This window comes from Salinibacterium sp. NG22, from assembly GCF_015864925.1.
GTDB lineage: Bacteria > Actinomycetota > Actinomycetes > Actinomycetales > Microbacteriaceae > Rhodoglobus.
This window is the reverse complement of sequence record NZ_JADYWG010000001.1, coordinates 1178966-1194477: the sequence shown is the minus strand read 5'-3', so window position 1 is coordinate 1194477 and position 15512 is coordinate 1178966. Positions and strand designations below refer to the sequence as shown.

The 15512-nt window shown below is 60.3% G+C and carries 17 protein-coding genes; 13 read left to right on the top strand and 4 right to left on the bottom strand.

Going from position 1 to position 15512, the window contains the following annotated elements:
• The 8 genes from I6E81_RS05845 to I6E81_RS05810 all read left to right on the top strand — a co-directional run bounded on the left by I6E81_RS05845 (position 1) and on the right by I6E81_RS05810 (position 5541).
• Complete coding sequence (locus I6E81_RS05845; RefSeq protein ID WP_197106422.1) at positions 1 to 375, top strand: holo-ACP synthase; 375 nt, start codon at positions 1 to 3, stop codon at positions 373 to 375.
• Complete coding sequence (gene alr / locus I6E81_RS05840) at positions 368 to 1468, top strand: alanine racemase (protein ID WP_197106421.1); 1101 nt, start codon at positions 368 to 370, stop codon at positions 1466 to 1468. Before I6E81_RS05845 ends, alr begins: the two co-directional genes overlap by 8 nt.
• On the top strand, positions 1465 to 2037 hold the full coding sequence (gene tsaE / locus I6E81_RS05835) for a tRNA (adenosine(37)-N6)-threonylcarbamoyltransferase complex ATPase subunit type 1 TsaE (RefSeq protein WP_307784109.1): 573 nt from the start codon (positions 1465 to 1467) through the stop codon (positions 2035 to 2037). Before alr ends, tsaE begins: the two co-directional genes overlap by 4 nt.
• The gene (gene tsaB / locus I6E81_RS05830; protein ID WP_197106420.1) at positions 2021 to 2641 is read left to right on the top strand and encodes a tRNA (adenosine(37)-N6)-threonylcarbamoyltransferase complex dimerization subunit type 1 TsaB; all 621 of its coding nucleotides are present in this window, start codon (positions 2021 to 2023) and stop codon (positions 2639 to 2641) included. Before tsaE ends, tsaB begins: the two co-directional genes overlap by 17 nt.
• Complete coding sequence (gene rimI / locus I6E81_RS05825; protein WP_197106419.1) at positions 2638 to 3129, top strand: ribosomal protein S18-alanine N-acetyltransferase; 492 nt, start codon at positions 2638 to 2640, stop codon at positions 3127 to 3129. The genes tsaB and rimI overlap by 4 nt, the downstream gene beginning before the upstream one ends.
• The gene (gene tsaD / locus I6E81_RS05820; protein ID WP_231603992.1) at positions 3129 to 4238 is read left to right on the top strand and encodes a tRNA (adenosine(37)-N6)-threonylcarbamoyltransferase complex transferase subunit TsaD; all 1110 of its coding nucleotides are present in this window, start codon (positions 3129 to 3131) and stop codon (positions 4236 to 4238) included. Before rimI ends, tsaD begins: the two co-directional genes overlap by 1 nt.
• A gap of 100 nt (positions 4239 to 4338) precedes the next feature.
• The gene (locus I6E81_RS05815; RefSeq protein WP_197106418.1) at positions 4339 to 4617 is read left to right on the top strand and encodes a DUF4190 domain-containing protein; all 279 of its coding nucleotides are present in this window, start codon (positions 4339 to 4341) and stop codon (positions 4615 to 4617) included.
• 75 nt (positions 4618 to 4692) lie between these two features.
• On the top strand, positions 4693 to 5541 hold the full coding sequence (locus I6E81_RS05810; RefSeq protein WP_197106417.1) for a DUF4190 domain-containing protein: 849 nt from the start codon (positions 4693 to 4695) through the stop codon (positions 5539 to 5541).
• A gap of 53 nt (positions 5542 to 5594) precedes the next feature.
• Here I6E81_RS05810 and I6E81_RS05805 read toward each other — a convergent pair whose 3' ends face one another.
• The gene (locus tag I6E81_RS05805) at positions 5595 to 6785 is read right to left on the bottom strand and encodes a class I SAM-dependent methyltransferase (protein WP_197106416.1); all 1191 of its coding nucleotides are present in this window, start codon (positions 6783 to 6785) and stop codon (positions 5595 to 5597) included.
• A gap of 123 nt (positions 6786 to 6908) precedes the next feature.
• Between I6E81_RS05805 and groES the strand changes: the two genes are divergently transcribed.
• The 5 genes from groES to I6E81_RS05780 all read left to right on the top strand — a co-directional run bounded on the left by groES (position 6909) and on the right by I6E81_RS05780 (position 12462).
• Positions 6909 to 7205 (top strand): co-chaperone GroES, encoded by a 297-nt coding sequence (gene groES, locus I6E81_RS05800; protein ID WP_197106415.1) that lies wholly within the window; start codon positions 6909 to 6911, stop codon positions 7203 to 7205.
• 138 nt (positions 7206 to 7343) lie between these two features.
• The gene (gene rarD, locus I6E81_RS05795) at positions 7344 to 8288 is read left to right on the top strand and encodes an EamA family transporter RarD (protein WP_197106414.1); all 945 of its coding nucleotides are present in this window, start codon (positions 7344 to 7346) and stop codon (positions 8286 to 8288) included.
• A 55-nt stretch (positions 8289 to 8343) separates the two neighbouring features.
• Entirely contained in the window at positions 8344 to 9630 is a 1287-nt protein-coding gene (locus I6E81_RS05790; RefSeq protein WP_197106413.1) for an ABC transporter substrate-binding protein, read from the top strand.
• Between the two features lie 130 nt (positions 9631 to 9760).
• Positions 9761 to 11020, top strand: a complete 1260-nt coding sequence (locus tag I6E81_RS05785) for an ABC transporter substrate-binding protein (protein WP_197106412.1) — start codon at positions 9761 to 9763, stop codon at positions 11018 to 11020.
• A 170-nt stretch (positions 11021 to 11190) separates the two neighbouring features.
• Complete coding sequence (locus I6E81_RS05780) at positions 11191 to 12462, top strand: ABC transporter substrate-binding protein (RefSeq protein WP_197106411.1); 1272 nt, start codon at positions 11191 to 11193, stop codon at positions 12460 to 12462.
• A gap of 371 nt (positions 12463 to 12833) precedes the next feature.
• Here the strand turns inward: I6E81_RS05780 and I6E81_RS05775 are convergent, their stop codons facing one another.
• From I6E81_RS05775 to I6E81_RS05765, 3 genes are read right to left on the bottom strand one after another with little or no spacing between them, the layout of a single operon-like run.
• The gene (locus I6E81_RS05775; protein WP_197106410.1) at positions 12834 to 13571 is read right to left on the bottom strand and encodes an ABC transporter ATP-binding protein; all 738 of its coding nucleotides are present in this window, start codon (positions 13569 to 13571) and stop codon (positions 12834 to 12836) included.
• Positions 13568 to 14542, bottom strand: coding sequence for an ABC transporter ATP-binding protein (locus tag I6E81_RS05770; RefSeq protein ID WP_197106409.1), 975 nt, complete (start codon positions 14540 to 14542; stop codon positions 13568 to 13570). The genes I6E81_RS05775 and I6E81_RS05770 overlap by 4 nt, the downstream gene beginning before the upstream one ends.
• A complete protein-coding gene (locus I6E81_RS05765) occupies positions 14532 to 15512 on the bottom strand; it encodes a branched-chain amino acid ABC transporter permease (protein ID WP_197106408.1) in 981 nt (326 codons plus the stop codon). The genes I6E81_RS05770 and I6E81_RS05765 overlap by 11 nt, the downstream gene beginning before the upstream one ends.

Below are 15512 nucleotides of genomic sequence, written 5' to 3'. Positions count from 1 at the left end.
GTGATTGTGGGGATCGGTGTGGATGTCGTCGATATCGCCCGCTTCGAGCGAGCGTTGCAGCGCACACCGACCCTCACATCACGCCTGTTCTCTGAGAGCGAACAGCTCAAGGATGGCAAACCTCGCCCCCTGCGCTCGCTGGCAGGGCGTTTTGCGGCGAAAGAAGCACTCATTAAGGCGCTCGGCGACTCTTCCGGAGTGACCTGGCACGACATGCGGGTGGTTTCCGATCAGCTCGGTAATCCTTCGCTTGAGCTCCACAATTCGACCAAAGCCATTGCCGAACGTCGCGGAATCACCTCGGTGCACCTGTCGATGAGTCACGACGCCGGAATCGCGATCGCCTATGTCATCGCGGAGGCACACCATGGCTGATCTTCGACTCGCCACCATCAACACGGCGGCCATCACCCACAACGTTGAGACCCTGCGTGCGCTCGTTGCGCCGGTGCAGGTGATGGCTGTTGTCAAAGCCAATGGGTACGGCCACGGTGCTATCGAGAGTGCCCGTGCGGCTCTGGCGGGAGGCGCCGACTGGCTCGGCGTTGCTGATCTGACCGAGGCCTTTGCTGTGCGCGGCGCCGGCATCGACGCTCCGCTGCTGGCGTGGTTGCACCAGCCGGGGGCTGCGTTTGGCGAAGCGGTTCGCGCGAACATCGACCTCGGCGTGAGCAGCACCGAGCAGCTGCATGAGGTTGCCGCGACATCCGATACTGCGTTCGTGCATTTGAAAGTCGATACAGGCTTGCATCGCAATGGCGCTTTCTTGGAAGAGTGGCACCAGTTCTTCGAAGCGGCGGTTGTTCACGAGCTCGCGGGTCGCATTCGCGTGCGGGGTCTGTGGAGTCACCTCGCCAATGCGGGCGCCGAGCACGACGCTGACCAGATTGAGCAGTTCTCGGCCGCCGTCGCGATGGCAGAGTCGGTAGGGCTCCGCCCCGAGCTGCGCCACCTGGCCGCGTCAGAGGGCGCGATCAAACATCCTTCTGCCCGTTTCGATCTCGTTCGTGTCGGCATCAGTAGCTATGGCCTGTCGCCCGCCGACGACGTGGATGCCGCGGCTCTCGGCCTTGTGCCGGCATTGACTCTCAGCGCTCCTGTCGTGTCGGTGAAGCGCGTTACGGCCGGTTCTGGGGTTTCCTATGGCTATGCCTATCGCTGCGAGCAGGACACGACGCTCGCGCTCGTGCCGCTTGGCTACGGCGATGGTGTTCCTCGTCACGCCTCCAATCGCGGGCCAGTCTCCATCAACGGTGTCGTTGGTCGGGTCGCGGGGCGAGTTGCGATGGACCAGATTGTTGTCGATATGGGCGATGCGAACGTTGCGGTCGGCGACCGGGCAGTTCTTTTCGGTGACCCATCACAGTCGGTTCCGACAGCGGATGACTGGGCTGCGGCCGCTGACACCATCAATTACGAAATCGTGACCCGCATCGGTTCTCGTGTTACCCGCAGGTATGAGTCGTGACCACTCTGACAATCGCTTCTCCCGACAGCATGGCCGAGCTCGGGGCCATTATTGCCGCGCAACTCGTGGCCGGTGATCTGGTGATGCTCAATGGTGAACTTGGCGCGGGAAAGACAACGCTGACGCGGGCGATCGGGGAGACTCTCGGCATCCGGGGCACGGTCACGAGCCCCACTTTTGTTCTGGCGCGCACGCATCCGCGACTCGACGGCTCGGGAGCAGAAGTCTCGCACACCGAGGCGCCTCCGCTCGTGCACGTCGACGCGTACCGCCTCGGTAGCGCCGTTGAACTCGACGACCTCGACATCGACTTTGAGGCATCCATCGTCGTTGTCGAATGGGGTGCAGGCCTGCTCGATGGAGTGAGTGAGAGCTGGCTCACGGTCGATATTGTGCGCCCGGTGGGTGCTGGGGCGGCAGATGAGAATCCCGCTTCAGGCGGCGACAGTGCCGCCATCGATCACACCGATGACTTTGCCGAAGAAGCAATCGAACCACGCACCGTTACCGTGACCGGAAACGGCCCGAGGTGGGCAGACATGGAGTGGCTTAATGCTGTTAGCGATTGATACCTCGGCGGGCACGAGTGTCGCGATCGTTGACGCTCAGGGTGTGGTGCATGCGGAACGTAGTTCATCAGATACTCGCAAGCACGCCGAAGTGGTTGGCGACTTCATCCACGGCTGCATTGCCGACGCTGGGTGCGCTGTAACCGACCTGACCGGTGTCGTGGCGGGAATGGGCCCAGGGCCCTTTACCGGTCTGCGGGTGGGCATCGTGGCGGCTCGAGCGTTTGCGTTCGGCGCTGGCGTGCCTGTGCTGCCCGTTGTGACCCACGACGCGATTGCCCTTGGCGAAACGGAACCGATTGTTGTGGCGACCGACGCCCGTCGCAAAGAACTTTACTGGTCGACCTATGAAGGGTCGGATGCCGCGGGCTTGCCCGTGCGCGTTGCTGGACCCGCGCTCGCCCCTGCCGCCGCGCTCGCCGCGAGCGTTCCGAATTTCGACCACTTTCAGCTGAGGGACTCGGAGCCTGTGCTGGCCTCGAACCTGGCTCGCCTTGCGTTTCTGCTGCGCGAACACAATCGCCCCTTCGCTGGCGAAGAAGCGCTCTACTTGCGTTCGCCAGACATCACGCTCTCTGCAGGGCCGAAACGAGTGACCGCATGAGCTGGCAATTGCGCCGCGCTACTGAGAGCGACCTCGATGGAATCATGGCCATCGAGCACAGCGAGTTCGCAAACGACGCGTGGTCGAGCGACATGATGCGTGCCGAGATTCGTGACAACCACGGGTACTACGTGATCGCGCATCCGGTGGGGGAGCCCACGGTGGTGACGGCCTATGCAGGTTTACGGTCACCCTTTCGGTCGCCGCAAGCGGACATCCAGACGATTGCTGTTTCTTCGGATGCCCGCCGCCAGGGCATCGGCCGGGCGCTCATGCATGCGCTCATGGTGGAAGCTCGTGATCGTGGAGCGAGCGAACTCTTTCTCGAGGTTCGCGACGACAATCCTTCTGCGCAGCGCTTGTACGATTCGCTCGGGTTCGAGCGTATTGCGGTGCGACCGAACTACTACCAACCGGATGGGGTTGATGCCATCGTGATGCGACTCACTATTCCTGAACCCAAGCTTTCGCCGGCGGTGGGCGCATGATGACGAATTCAGTGCCAGCGGTAGCAAGCTCTCCCCTTTCGGGACAGCTTCCCGCCAACACCACGAATCCCCTTGTGTTGGGTATCGAGACGAGCTGCGACGAGACCGGCATCGGTATCGTGCGTGGCAACCATTTGTTAGCCAACGTGATCTCATCCTCGATGGATGAACATGCCCGTTACGGGGGAGTGGTGCCGGAGGTTGCGGCCCGCGCGCACCTCGAGGCGATGCAACCGGCGTTGGAGCAGGCGCTCGCCGAAGCCGGCGTTGAGTTGTCAGAGCTAGATGCGATCGCGGTCACGAGTGGTCCGGGGCTTGCAGGCGCGCTCATGGTCGGAGTCGCGGCGGCGAAGGCGCTCGCGGTGGCCACGGGTAAACCGCTGTATGCGGTCAATCATTTGGTGGGCCACGTCGGCGCGGATGTTTTGCGTGACGATGGAACTGAGATTGAACTTCCCACGATCGCGCTGTTGGTGTCTGGCGGCCATACGTCGCTGCTCGAAGTGCGTGACCTGGTCTCTGATGTTGAGCTCCTCGGCGAGACGATCGACGATGCTGCGGGCGAGGCTTTCGACAAGGTCGCGCGTTTGCTCGGCTTGCCGTATCCGGGCGGGCCGCACATCGACCGTGTGGCGGTGGGAGGCAACCCGAAGGCGATCCGTTTTCCACGGGGACTCACCCATGCCAAAGACGTTGACCGTCACCGCTACGATTTTTCGTTCTCGGGCCTCAAAACGTCGGTTGCTCGGTGGGTTGAGCGCGAGCAAGACGCGGGTACTGATTTTTCGATTGCGGATGTCGCGGCAAGCTTCCGCGAGGCCGTCGTTGATGTTCTCCTCACCAAGGCCGTCTCAGCGTGTGTCGATCGCGGAGTTCCTCGCCTTTTGCTCGGTGGCGGAGTCGTGGCGAATGCGCGAGTTCGCGAGCTCGCTCGGGAGCGTTGCGCGGAGGCAGGGATCGAATTGCGCATTCCGCCGTTGTCGCTCTGTACCGACAACGGGGCGATGATCGCAGCGCTGGGCGCCCAGCTGATTATGGCAAGCAAAGAACCCTCAACGTTGGGCTTTAGTGCTGATTCGACGCTCCCGGTCACCCAAATTCAGGCGTAACACTGGCGAGAAATCTGGGGGTGCTGCGTTGACAGGCTTCTTTCAGGCTGAGAATATAGGTGCGCCGGTTTCGGCATCATCACCAAAGGAGACCTTCGTCATGTCAGAACCCACGCCTTACGCCGCATCGCCCGCAGGCGCGCCGGTTGCCAAATGGAACGTCCTCTCGATCATCTCCCTCGTGACGTCGGTTCTCGGCCTCAGCCTCGTCGGCATCATCCTCGGGCACATCAGCCTGAGCCAGATCAAGAAGACGGGTGAGCAGGGCAACGTGCTCGCCATCATCGGCCTCGTCCTCGGATACCTCGGTTTCGTTGTCTTCCTCTTCCTCGCCATTGGCTTCGTCGTCACTCTCGGCGCTGTAGGAACCTCGTACTAAGTAGCAACTCACGAAAAGGGCCCGCACGCGAGTGCGGGCCCTTTTCTGTGGGGAGAGTCTTGCTAAAGTGTGCGCATGGCTACCAACAACTCAGACGACTCAATTCCGTCGATCTCAACGCCCGGCGCGTCCTCAACTTCCGGCGAGCCCCTGGCGAAGGCCACTCCCTCAGCTAAGAAGCCCGCAGCGAAGAAGTCGACGACCTCCAAGTCGACCACTGCGTCACAAACAACTCCCGCGGCCAAGGTAACCGCCGCGCCGAAGGTCAGCGCGACAAAGCCCGCGACTGCCAAGCCCGCGACTGCCAAGGCGGCAACGACGAAAGCCGCGGCAACTAAGGCTGCAGCGGCCAAGACGACCGCTGCCACGACTGCAGCGGCTAAGACTGCCAAGGCAAATGAAACGGCTGCGCCCGCGTCTGCTGCGCCGACCGCAAGCAGCACGGGATCAAGTGTCCCGCCGGTATCGTCAGCGCCCAAGGCCGCCCCGGCTGCCCCCGCAGCGAGCGACGCCGTGAGCGCTGTTTCGCCCGCGGTAACACCACCCGCTGCAGCCGCTAATGATCCCTACTCTGCCCCGACCGGAACCCCAATTCCCGGCTATGCAGCCAGCGCCACCCCCGGTCAGGCGCCATATACGCCAGTCCCTGCCGGTCCGCCGCAGGGCCTGTCGATCGCCTCGATGGTTACCGGAATCGTGGGTGTCTTGTTGACCTTCGTCGGTATGGGACTCCTGCCTGCCGCAGCAGCCGTAGTTCTCGGACATCTAGCGCAGAAGAAGCAGAAGTATGCCCGGCCGTTCTGGTTGACCGGTCTCATCACTGGTTATGTCGGAGTCGGGCTGAGCATCATCATTGGGCTCGTCGTCGCAGCGGTATTCTTTCTGCCGTTCATGCTCATGGGTGGAAACGACTACCGCTTCTAATCGCCACTCTCCGCTGAGCTTCTCGCTCACCCGTTGCGGCGAGCTGCCTAGTCTCAGGCCGGCGTTGGCGTGACGCGCTGCGCAAGCAGTGCGCGCCGCTTGCCAGCAACGCGCGTCAGAATCAAGGTCGCGCTGTTCTCGCCCTTGAGCGAGAGTGACGTTCTAAAAGTCGCGGGGTCGATATCGACCCCGCGCTTTTTGATTTCCAGGGTGCCGATCTTGCGCGCCGCCAGTTCCTTTTTGAGTGAGCGCTTGTCGAGAGTGAAGTCCTCGACGATCTCGAAGCAGGTGGCGAACGGGCTCGCGACAGCGGCATCCGCACTGAAGTAGGCGATTGAAGTGTCGAGCATGCGCCCGTTCAGTTGTCGTGCGAGATCCCCGATGAGGCGCGCGCGGATGACAGCGCCGTCGGGTTCGTAGAGAAACTGCCCGAGCTCTCCCGCGGGTTCGTCTTCGCTGTCAGCGGCTGCCGTGAGTTCAGCGGTGCCGTGGTCTCCGATCACGAGGGCTGCTCGTCGGATGCCGGGGCGGGCGACAGCCCCAAACCAGAGTCCGAGCTCAACAACTTCGCGCCCAACTGAGATCCACTGGGCTTCGGCGGTGTCGGGGATGAGGTCGCGGTCGATTCCGGGGCCGAGTTTGATGCCGGTGGGGTAGCGCTCGGCAAGTCCGAACGCAAAGTCGAGGGAGGGCGTCCAGTCGGCGGGGTTGGTGAGGCGAACCCGGGCGTCGCGGCGAGCAGGATCGAGATACACGCCGTCGATGCCAGCGAGGTCGGCGGTTTCGGCGTCGCCATGAACGACCTGAGCGTTGCTCCACGGCGCGAGGTTGAAGCTGGCAATGGCGGCGGTGGTTTCGTCACGCTCAACGGCGGTGACGTTGATCTCGAGGGCCGCGATGGCGAGCGCATCCGCTCCAATGCCGCAGCCGAGGTCGGCCACCCATTTCACGCCGGCCTTCGAGAACCGACCGGCGTGCTGGGCGGCAACGGAAAGGCGAGTTGCTTGTTCGAGGCCAGCCTCGGTGAAGAGCATCCGGTCGGCAAACGGGCCAAACTTGCTGGCCGCTTTCGCGCGAAGTTTGGATTGGCTCAGCACGGCGGCAACTAGGCCGGGGCTGTGGCCGGCCTTGCGAAGCTCGGCGACGGTGCGCACGATTTCGTCACTCGAGTGCCAGGTCGGCAGCGAGTCCAAGAGGCGAAGGCCCTCGGCTGAAAGTAGCTCGCGCAATTCGCTCTGATTCATTCTCTAACCGTATCCGCATCCGTATTGGCACTCACGTTGATCGAGTGCCAACCAAGCCGTATAGTTGATCTGGCACTCCCGTACGGAGTGTGCCAGCCCAAGCACTTTAGAAAGAGGTCAAACGTGTCGGTGTCCATTAAGCCGCTCGAAGATCGCATTGTTATCAAGCAGGTCGATGCAGAACAGACCACCGCGTCTGGGCTCGTCATTCCTGACACTGCGAAAGAGAAGCCCCAAGAGGGTGAAGTAGTCGCTGTAGGTCCCGGTCGTATCGACGACAACGGAAACCGCGTGCCGCTCGACATCGCAGTTGGTGACAAGGTCATCTACTCCAAGTACGGCGGAACCGAGGTGAAGTACGACGGAGAAGACCTTCTCGTACTTTCGGCTCGCGACGTTCTCGCTGTCATCGTTCGCTAAGTAGTCTCTCGCTCACGCGAAACTAACTTTCTCGTCTCCCGTTCGCGGTGAGGCGTTTCGAAAGCCCAGGGCCTCGGCTCTGGGCTTTCGTCGTTCCTGGTGGCTTTCATGGGCAGCATCCGACCCTAGGATTTAGTAGTGACCTCCACTTCTTCGGCGACTGATCGCGTCTCGCCTAGCGGCCTCGGCTTTGCTATTTCTGCCTACGTCCTGTGGGGCGCGATGCCGATCGTGTTTTTCTCGCTCAAAGAGTCGGGAGCGATCGAGATTGTCGCGTGGAGAATCGTGCTGTCGCTGGTGTTTTGCGCGGCACTTTTGGTGGTCACGCGGGGATACGCACGGGTCATGGCGATCGTCCGCGATCGTCGTACCTTCTGGATGTTGGGCCTGGGCGGCGCCTTTGTCGTCGTCAACTGGCTCATTTATGTGTACGCGAGCCTGAACGGCCACATTGTGGAGGCTGCTCTCGGCTATTTCACGAACCCGATTGTCACGGTGCTGCTCGGGGTGCTCGTGTTGCGCGAGCGACTTCGCCCGCTGCAGTGGGTTGCCCTGGCGATCAGCGCGCTCGCTGTTCTCGTCTTGGCCATTGGCTACGGCAGCTTTCCGTGGATCGCGTTGGGCCTCGCTTTCAGCTTCGGTCTCTATGGGCTCGTGAAGAAAAATGTGGGTCCGAAGGCGGATGCCGTGGGCGGCCTCGCCGTCGAGACCGCCTTTCTGACGCCGGTTGCGATCGTTGTTCTGCTCGTGCTTGCGGCCAACGGGCAGCTCGCGGCGGGCACTGCGGGCCCGGGACACCTCACTTTGACGCTCTTTTTGGGTGCCATCACCGCGATCCCATTGATTCTGTTTGCTGCTGCAGCGCGGCGGTTGCCGCTCACCTATATGGGCTTGGCCCAGTACTTGGCACCGATCCTCCAACTCATTGTTGGCGTCTTTGTTTTCCATGAGGCGATGCCGCCAGAGCGCTGGTTGGGCTTCGCGATCGTCTGGGTGGCGCTCGCCATTCTTACGTATGACCTGTTTCGGCACTCTTCTCGCACGCGGCTCGGTTCAGCCGCTGAAGCTCCGGGCGCACCGTAGTATTCCTCTGAAGGTGCGTGATCGGCCGAGAATGGGCACCGAGAGAGGTAAATAAATGACGAGGTTTCGCACGACTCGACGTGTGATTGTGGCGGCAACTATCGTTGTGGCTCTCGCAGCGTGCAGTTCACCGACGCCCACGGCAACGCCGGTTGCGGCATCAACGCCAACGGCAACTCCCGCTCCGGTCGTGACGCCGACGGGCGATGGCGTTCTTCGCATTGGAACGATCTTTCCCACCAGTGGCACGTTCTCCTTCTTGGCTGCAGCGCAAAAAGCGGGTGTTGCGGCAGCGGTGAAAGAAATAAATGCTGCCGGGGGAGTGAACGGTGAGCCTGTCGAGATTGTGGCGGTCGATTCGGGCGAGGCCAAGAACGCGAAGCTGGAATCAGGTTTCAAGACCCTGGTGTCAAAGGATGTCGACGTGGTGATCGGCCCGTCATCGTCGGTGCTGGCGCAGCGAGCGATCCCGTTGGCGATAGAGGCGAAGATCCCGCTCATTTCTCCTGCCGCGACGCTGTCGAGTCTCGATGACGTTTTTGATGACGGCTACTTTTTCCGCACCATTCCTGCCTACGACCAACAGGGGTACGCACTAGCGGAGGCATTGGCTGGTGGCGACACAACGCAGAGAATCGCTTTTGTCTATGTCGACGATGAGGAGGGCGTAGCGCTGCACGACACGTTTGTCGAAGCACTCGCCGAGTACGACACCGAACTCGTCGCGGATGAGGTCTTCACGAGTTCAACGACGAAGTTCGACACGATCACCGCCAGCGTGAAGAAGGCAGAACCCGACATCGTGGTGATCGGGTCGACCTATGAAGCTGAGAAGGCGACGAAAGCGGCAATCGAGAAGATCGTGGCTGCGGGGTATAAGGGTTCGGAGCTCTGGCTCACCTCGCTGAACACGGGCGACTATTCGCAAGCGTTCAAGAACGGCACGCTCAAGGGCGTTCGCGGGGTGATTGAGGGAGTTCAGCCGTCGAAGACCTTCACCGCCACGCTCAAGGCCACCAACTCAAAGTTGACAACCTACCGCTACGGGGCCGAAGCGTATGACGCCACGATGGTGGCGGCGCTCGCTGCAATCGTGGCGGGGGACGATGCGGGTGAGGCCATCGCCGGTTCGCTTTACGATGTCTCGAAAAGCGGTGTGAAATGTCTGAGTTTTGAGGAATGCCTCGAAGTGCTCAAGACCACGAACGACATCGACTACGACGGTGTTTCTGGCCCCGTGAACTTCACTCCTGGTGGCAACGTAGAGCCCGCATTCTGGGGTTACTACACTTATGACGGCGAAAATAAGTTCGTCTATAAGACTGGCTCAATCGTCGGCTAGGTCGAGTGCCGCCCGGATTGGGGGCGAGATTGTGCCCATAAATGGCCCGCTCTGAGTTCTTCTTTTCAGCATTGGCCAGTACCGTAACAATGCCGCTCTCTGTTGGGGGTGGTAGATAGGAGCGACTGTGATGACATCCATGCCCTATGGATCACGCGTGTCGTTGCGAACCCGTCGCGGGTTCACGGCAGTTGCAGGCGTTATCGCTGCGGCCCTTGTGTTGAGCGGATGCTCGGCCGAGGCGCCGGTTGAAGAGACCCCTGCGCCCAAAGATTTGACTCTCACCGTCGGAGCCTTGGTGCCCGAGTCGGGAGCGCTCGACAAATTCGGTCCGGCAGTGTCTGCTGCGATCGCATTGGCTGCTCAAGATGTGAATGACGCCAATGCCAAGCTCACGGTGAACGTGGAGTCGGCTGATTCCGGCGACTCCACGGGAACGACCGCTGAGGATGCCGTCACGGAGTTGCTCGCTGCTCGCGCAACAGTGATTATCGGCGGACTCTCCAACGGTATTTCCAAGAAAGTGATCGACACGATCACGGAAGCGGGCGTTGTCGAGATCTCGCCGGCGAACGATTCTCCTGACTTCTCCAACTACGGTGACAACAACCTGTACTGGCGCACCTCGCCGTCCTGCGCGCTCGAAGGCACCGCATTAGGCAATGAGATGGCAGAGCGTATTGGTGAGGGCTCGATTGCGATCCTCTCCGAGGACACCCTGTGTGAACCGCTTCTCCCGCGTGCCTTGAGTGAGGCATTCTTGCGTGGTGGTGGCGAATTGCTTTCGCAAGAGATGATCGATGAGAGCGCAATCGATCTCGATGAGCAGATCGATCGAGCGATCGCAGCCAAACCGGATGCCGTAGCAATCGTGGGTTCGAAGCAGGCAGAGAAGATTGCCAAGGCTTTCATCGCTGCCGGTTACTCGGGCGACCAGCTCTTCTTTACCGGGCTATCGCTCGGCGAGCGTGGCTCGGGATTCGCGGCGGGCAGCCTGACCGGTTCCATCGTGACGCATCCGGGGCTTGATGTTTCGACGATCTCGGACTTCACCGATCGACTGCTGGAAATCAACCCCAGCCTCAAGGACTTCAGCTACGCCGCTGAGAGCTATGACGCGGTCATCCTCGCGAGCTTGGCGGCCTTGGCCTCGCAGAAAATTTCGGGAGAAGCAATCTCGAGCAAGCTGCAAGAGGTCTCTGGTGGCAGTGGTGACGGCGAAGTGGCGACAACATTTGCGGATGCCGCGAAGATTGTGCTCGATGGGCGCACCGTTGATTACGACGGTGTTTCAGGCCCGATAACCCTCAATGACAATGGTGATCCACAGGGCGCCATCATTGGGATTTACCAGTACGGTAGCGACAACGTGTACACCCGGATTAACTGAGAAACGCCCTTGTTTCTCAAAGTCTACGAATGGTAACGATTCCCAAGAGCGTTACAAGGCTGTAGTACAGACGTATTGTGCGGATGTGCCGGGTGGGCATAGCTTGACAGTGTGGTGACACGGTAGTGCCACATTTGATTCCTGAACACATTCGAAACGCAAGGAGCAACATGAGCGTATTCGCGAAGGCTACGGCCTCCCCATCACGGTCCAAGCGGACCCTGTTGAGCGGTCTCGCAATCGTCGGTGCAAGCGCACTGGTATTGGCTGGCTGTGCTACTGACGGTGGAGAAACCTCCACTGGATCCGAGGGTGGCGAACTGTCCCTCAAGCTTGGAACGGCACTGCCCGTAACCGGTAACCTCGCATTCCTCGGCCCGCCCGAGATCGCAGGAACCGAGTACGCAGCGTCGCAGATCAACGAAGCCGACGCTGGCATCCAGATCGACCTCATTCAGGGCGACTCCGGTGACACCGACAACAAGGCATACGAGACTGAAATCCCTCGCCTGCTCGGTGAAGACGTTTCCGCAATTCTTGGTGCAGCATCCTCGGGTGTTTCGCTTCAGTTCATTGACCAGGTTGTTGGCGCTGGAGTAATCCAGTTCTCGCCGGCAAACACCTCGGCCGCATTCACGACGTACGACGACAAGGGCCTGTACTTCCGTACCGCTCCTTCCGACGTGCTTCAGGGTGAGGTTCTCGGTAACCTGATCGCTGGCGATGGTCACGAGACCCTCGGCATGATCGTTCTCAATGACTCCTACGGAACCGGTCTTGCCGGCTACACGCAGGAAGCATTCGAAGCCGCCGGTGGTGAAGTTGTTTCACAGCCCACCTACAACACCGGTGACACCACGTTCGATGCTCAGATCTCTGAAGTTCTTGCTTCGGACCCTGACGCCATCGCACTGATCACGTTCGAAGAAGTTTCGACCATGCTCCCGAGCATCGTCAGCAGCTTCCCGGCCGAGAACCTCTACTTCGTAGACGGTAACCTCGCCAACTTCGGTGATGAGTTTGCTACTGGAACCCTCGAGGGCGCCAAGGGAACTCTTCCCGGCCTGAGCGTCGACACGATTGCTGACTTCACGTCGGCCGTCAACGACTTCTGGGTCGAATCCGGACAGCCTGAGCTCGAAGAGTTCAGCTATGCAGCAGAGTCCTACGACTCGGTAATCCTTCTTGCTCTCGCATCGCTCGCAGCCGGTTCCACCGACTCCGCAGCAATCGCTGAGAAGCTTCAGGAAGTATCGGGTGGTTCGGGCAACGGCGAGAAGTGCACCACTTTCGCTGACTGTGCAGAAATCATCAACGGTGGCGGCGTAGCTGACTACGACGGCATCTCTGGTCCGATCACCTTCGATGAGCTCGGTGACCCCACCGAAGCTCAGGTTGGTATCTACCAGTACGGTGAAGACAACACCTACAGCGCTTACTAAATCTCTCCGAGAGTCACTCTCATAGAGAACGTAAGTTAGCTCAGAGAAAGGCCCCAACCCTCACCGGGTTGGGGCCTTTTTCGTGCGCCCAGCGTTCGGATGTTGTGCTGAATTTCTTTCACGGAAGTCACTAGCGGTGAACCAAACCTGAAACAGCGTCAGGAGCCGTCGTGTGGACGCGAAAGGGCTGTGCGTGAATATCAACCCGCCGAGGGGTGCAAACGCGGCTTAGCGGGCAGCGTGGCGCTCTCTAGCCCTATGGCGAGCCGTGAAGCTGAGCTGCGGAGCGGATGAGAGGGTCGCCCTTGACGCAGTGATGCCCCGTCCGGACGAATCCGGGCGGGGCATCAGGTGTTGCGAAGTGCTGGTGGCTAGGTGCCGAGGGTTCCGAGGTAGAGGCCAATAACCTTGGGGTCATTGAGCAACTCGCGCCCGGTGCCTTCGTAGGCATCGTGGCCCTGGTCGAGAACGTAGCCGCGGTCACAGATTTGCAGGCAACGACGTGCGTTCTGCTCAACCATGATCGTGGTCACGCCGGCCTTGTTGATCTCCGATACGCGGATGAATGCCTCATCCTGCTTCACTGGCGAGAGTCCAGCAGACGGCTCGTCGAGAAGGAGAACGTGCGGATCCATCATGAGTGCGCGAGACATGGCGACCATTTGGCGTTCTCCACCCGAGAGTGAACCCGCGCGCTGCTTGAGGCGCGACTTCAACTCGGCGAAAATGCCAGTCACAAATTCGAGACGCTCATCGTAGATCTTGGGGTTTTGGTACAGCCCCATCTGAAGGTTTTCTTCGATCGTCAGGCTCGGGAACACGTTGTTGTTTTGCGGAACAAAGCCAACACCGCGCGCTACAAGCTTGTTTGCTTTGAGCCCGGTGATGTTGTCACCGTTGAGGGTGATTGATCCGCCGCGCACCTGTACCTGGCCGAAGATTGCCTTCAACAGGGTCGACTTGCCGGCACCGTTCGGACCAATAATTCCGATCAGTTCACCCGGGTTAGCGACCAAATTGCAGTCGTTGAGGATGTCGACGCCGGGCAGATACCCTGCGGTCAGGTCCTTGACGTGGACAACCGCATTCTCGGTAGGGATTGCGTTCACTTGCCGGTCTCCTTGCGGTTAGCGATGTTTTCGTCGAGGTGTTTGACCTCCGCGGCGAGTTCGATCGCTTCAGTGTTGAGTTCGCCTTCGATGCGGCCCGTGACGATTCCCAGGTCGACATCCTGATGCGAACCGAGGTACGCATCGATGACGGCTTGGTTCTTCATGACCTCATCCGGGGGACCTTCAGCAACGACCTGACCTTCAGCCATCACGATTACCCAGTCGGCGATGTGACGCACCATGTGCATGTCGTGCTCGACGAACAGCACCGTCATGCCCTCTTCCTTCAGGTCGAGGATGTGGTCGAGCAGCGACTGAGTCAACGCGGGGTTAACACCGGCCATAGGCTCATCCAGCATCACCAGCGTCGGCTGGCTCATGAGGGCGCGAGCCATCTCGAGCAGCTTGCGCTGACCACCGGAAAGGCTGGCGGCGAAGTCAGACGATTTGGCGTCGAGCTTGAACTTCTTGAGTAGAACGATTGCGCGTTCTTCGATTTCGGCTTCTTGCTTGCGCCAGAGGCTGGGGATCATGGCGCGGAAAATGTTCTCCCCGATCTGATCCTTTGCGCCGAGTTTCATGTTCTCAAGAACCGTCAAGAGCCCGAGGGCCTTCGTCAGCTGGAACGTGCGCACCTGGCCGAGGCCGGCCACTTTGTGCGCGCCCATTCCGGCAAGCGAGTGGCCATCGAAAGTCCACTTGCCTTCGTCGGGCTTGTCGAAGCCGGTCAGAAGGTTGAACAGCGTCGTCTTACCGGCACCGTTCGGACCAATCAACGCGGTAATCGCATTGCGGGGGATCTCGACGTGGTCGACGTTCACCGCGGTGAGGCCACCGAAGGTTCGACGAATTCCGTCAGCGATGATGATCGGGTCGACCTTGGCGACACCAGGAACGATGTCACCCTTGTGGAGTCCGGTTGTCTTTGCTCGCTGCACCGGCGCAGCCGATGCGTCATTACTTGACAAAGGTCAGCTCCTTCTTGTTGCCGAGGATGCCCTGCGGTCGATAGATCACGAGCAACATCAGTGCCACACCCACAAGGATGAAACGCACCGTCTGCGACTGCGTCGTGGTCATGAACGGCAAGAGGCCGACGTTGACCATGGCGGGAAGCAGGTTGCTCAGGAGGGTTTGCACACCCCAGAAGATCACCGAACCGATAATCGGTCCGAAGATCGTTGCAGCTCCACCGAGCAGCAACGCGGTATAGACGAAGAACGTGAGCGACGTGACATACACGCCGGGGTTCACCGAGGCCGGGAGGGCGTAAATGATTCCACCCATAGCACCGAAGACACCACCGAGCATGAGTGACTGCAACTTGTACGAGAACACGTTCTTACCGAGGGCGCGCACGGCATCCTCGTCTTCACGGATTCCCTTGATCACTCGACCCCACGGGCTGCGCATGACAGCCCAGAGGATGAAGGCAGCAAGCGCCAGAATTGCGATTCCGAAGATGCGAACCCACCAGCCGTTGGCGTTGTACTCCCACGGGCCGAAGCCGTAGGTGCCGTCAGGAATCGGGTTGAACGCACGGAAGCTCTCGTGGTAGCCACTCAGTCCATCGGCAGAGCCGGTGTACTTGTCGAACGTCGTGGTCAGGAACAACAGACGCACAACCTCGGCGGCCGCAATGGTCACGATCGCCAGATAGTCACCGCGCAGTCGCAGAGTAGGAATACCGAGGATCAGGGCGAAGACAAGCGAGCCACCGACACCGACGAGCATGCCGCCCCACCACGGGAAACCGAAGGTGAGGATCGAGATCGCGTAGCCATAGGCGCCGATCGCCATGAAGGCGGCCATACCCATGTTGAGCAAACCGGTGAATCCGAAGTGCATGGCAAGCCCGAGCGCCGCAAGGGCGTACCCGATCGTTGCCGGTGCAATCAGTGATGACCCGGTGTTGGAGAGAATTTGCAGAATATCCAT

Coding starts and splice junctions, on each gene's coding strand:
- tsaB (WP_197106420.1), top strand. CDS start 2,021: ATGCTGTTAGCGATTGATACCTCGGCGGGCACGAGTGTCGCGATCGTT.
- I6E81_RS05790 (WP_197106413.1), top strand. CDS start 8,344: ATGACGAGGTTTCGCACGACTCGACGTGTGATTGTGGCGGCAACTATC.
- I6E81_RS05765 (WP_197106408.1), bottom strand. CDS start 15,512: ATGGATATTCTGCAAATTCTCTCCAACACCGGGTCATCACTGATTGCA.
- alr (WP_197106421.1), top strand. CDS start 368: ATGGCTGATCTTCGACTCGCCACCATCAACACGGCGGCCATCACCCAC.
- I6E81_RS05810 (WP_197106417.1), top strand. CDS start 4,693: ATGGCTACCAACAACTCAGACGACTCAATTCCGTCGATCTCAACGCCC.
- I6E81_RS05815 (WP_197106418.1), top strand. CDS start 4,339: ATGTCAGAACCCACGCCTTACGCCGCATCGCCCGCAGGCGCGCCGGTT.
- tsaD (WP_231603992.1), top strand. CDS start 3,129: ATGACGAATTCAGTGCCAGCGGTAGCAAGCTCTCCCCTTTCGGGACAG.
- I6E81_RS05785 (WP_197106412.1), top strand. CDS start 9,761: ATGACATCCATGCCCTATGGATCACGCGTGTCGTTGCGAACCCGTCGC.
- I6E81_RS05780 (WP_197106411.1), top strand. CDS start 11,191: ATGAGCGTATTCGCGAAGGCTACGGCCTCCCCATCACGGTCCAAGCGG.
- I6E81_RS05805 (WP_197106416.1), bottom strand. CDS start 6,785: ATGAATCAGAGCGAATTGCGCGAGCTACTTTCAGCCGAGGGCCTTCGC.
- rimI (WP_197106419.1), top strand. CDS start 2,638: ATGAGCTGGCAATTGCGCCGCGCTACTGAGAGCGACCTCGATGGAATC.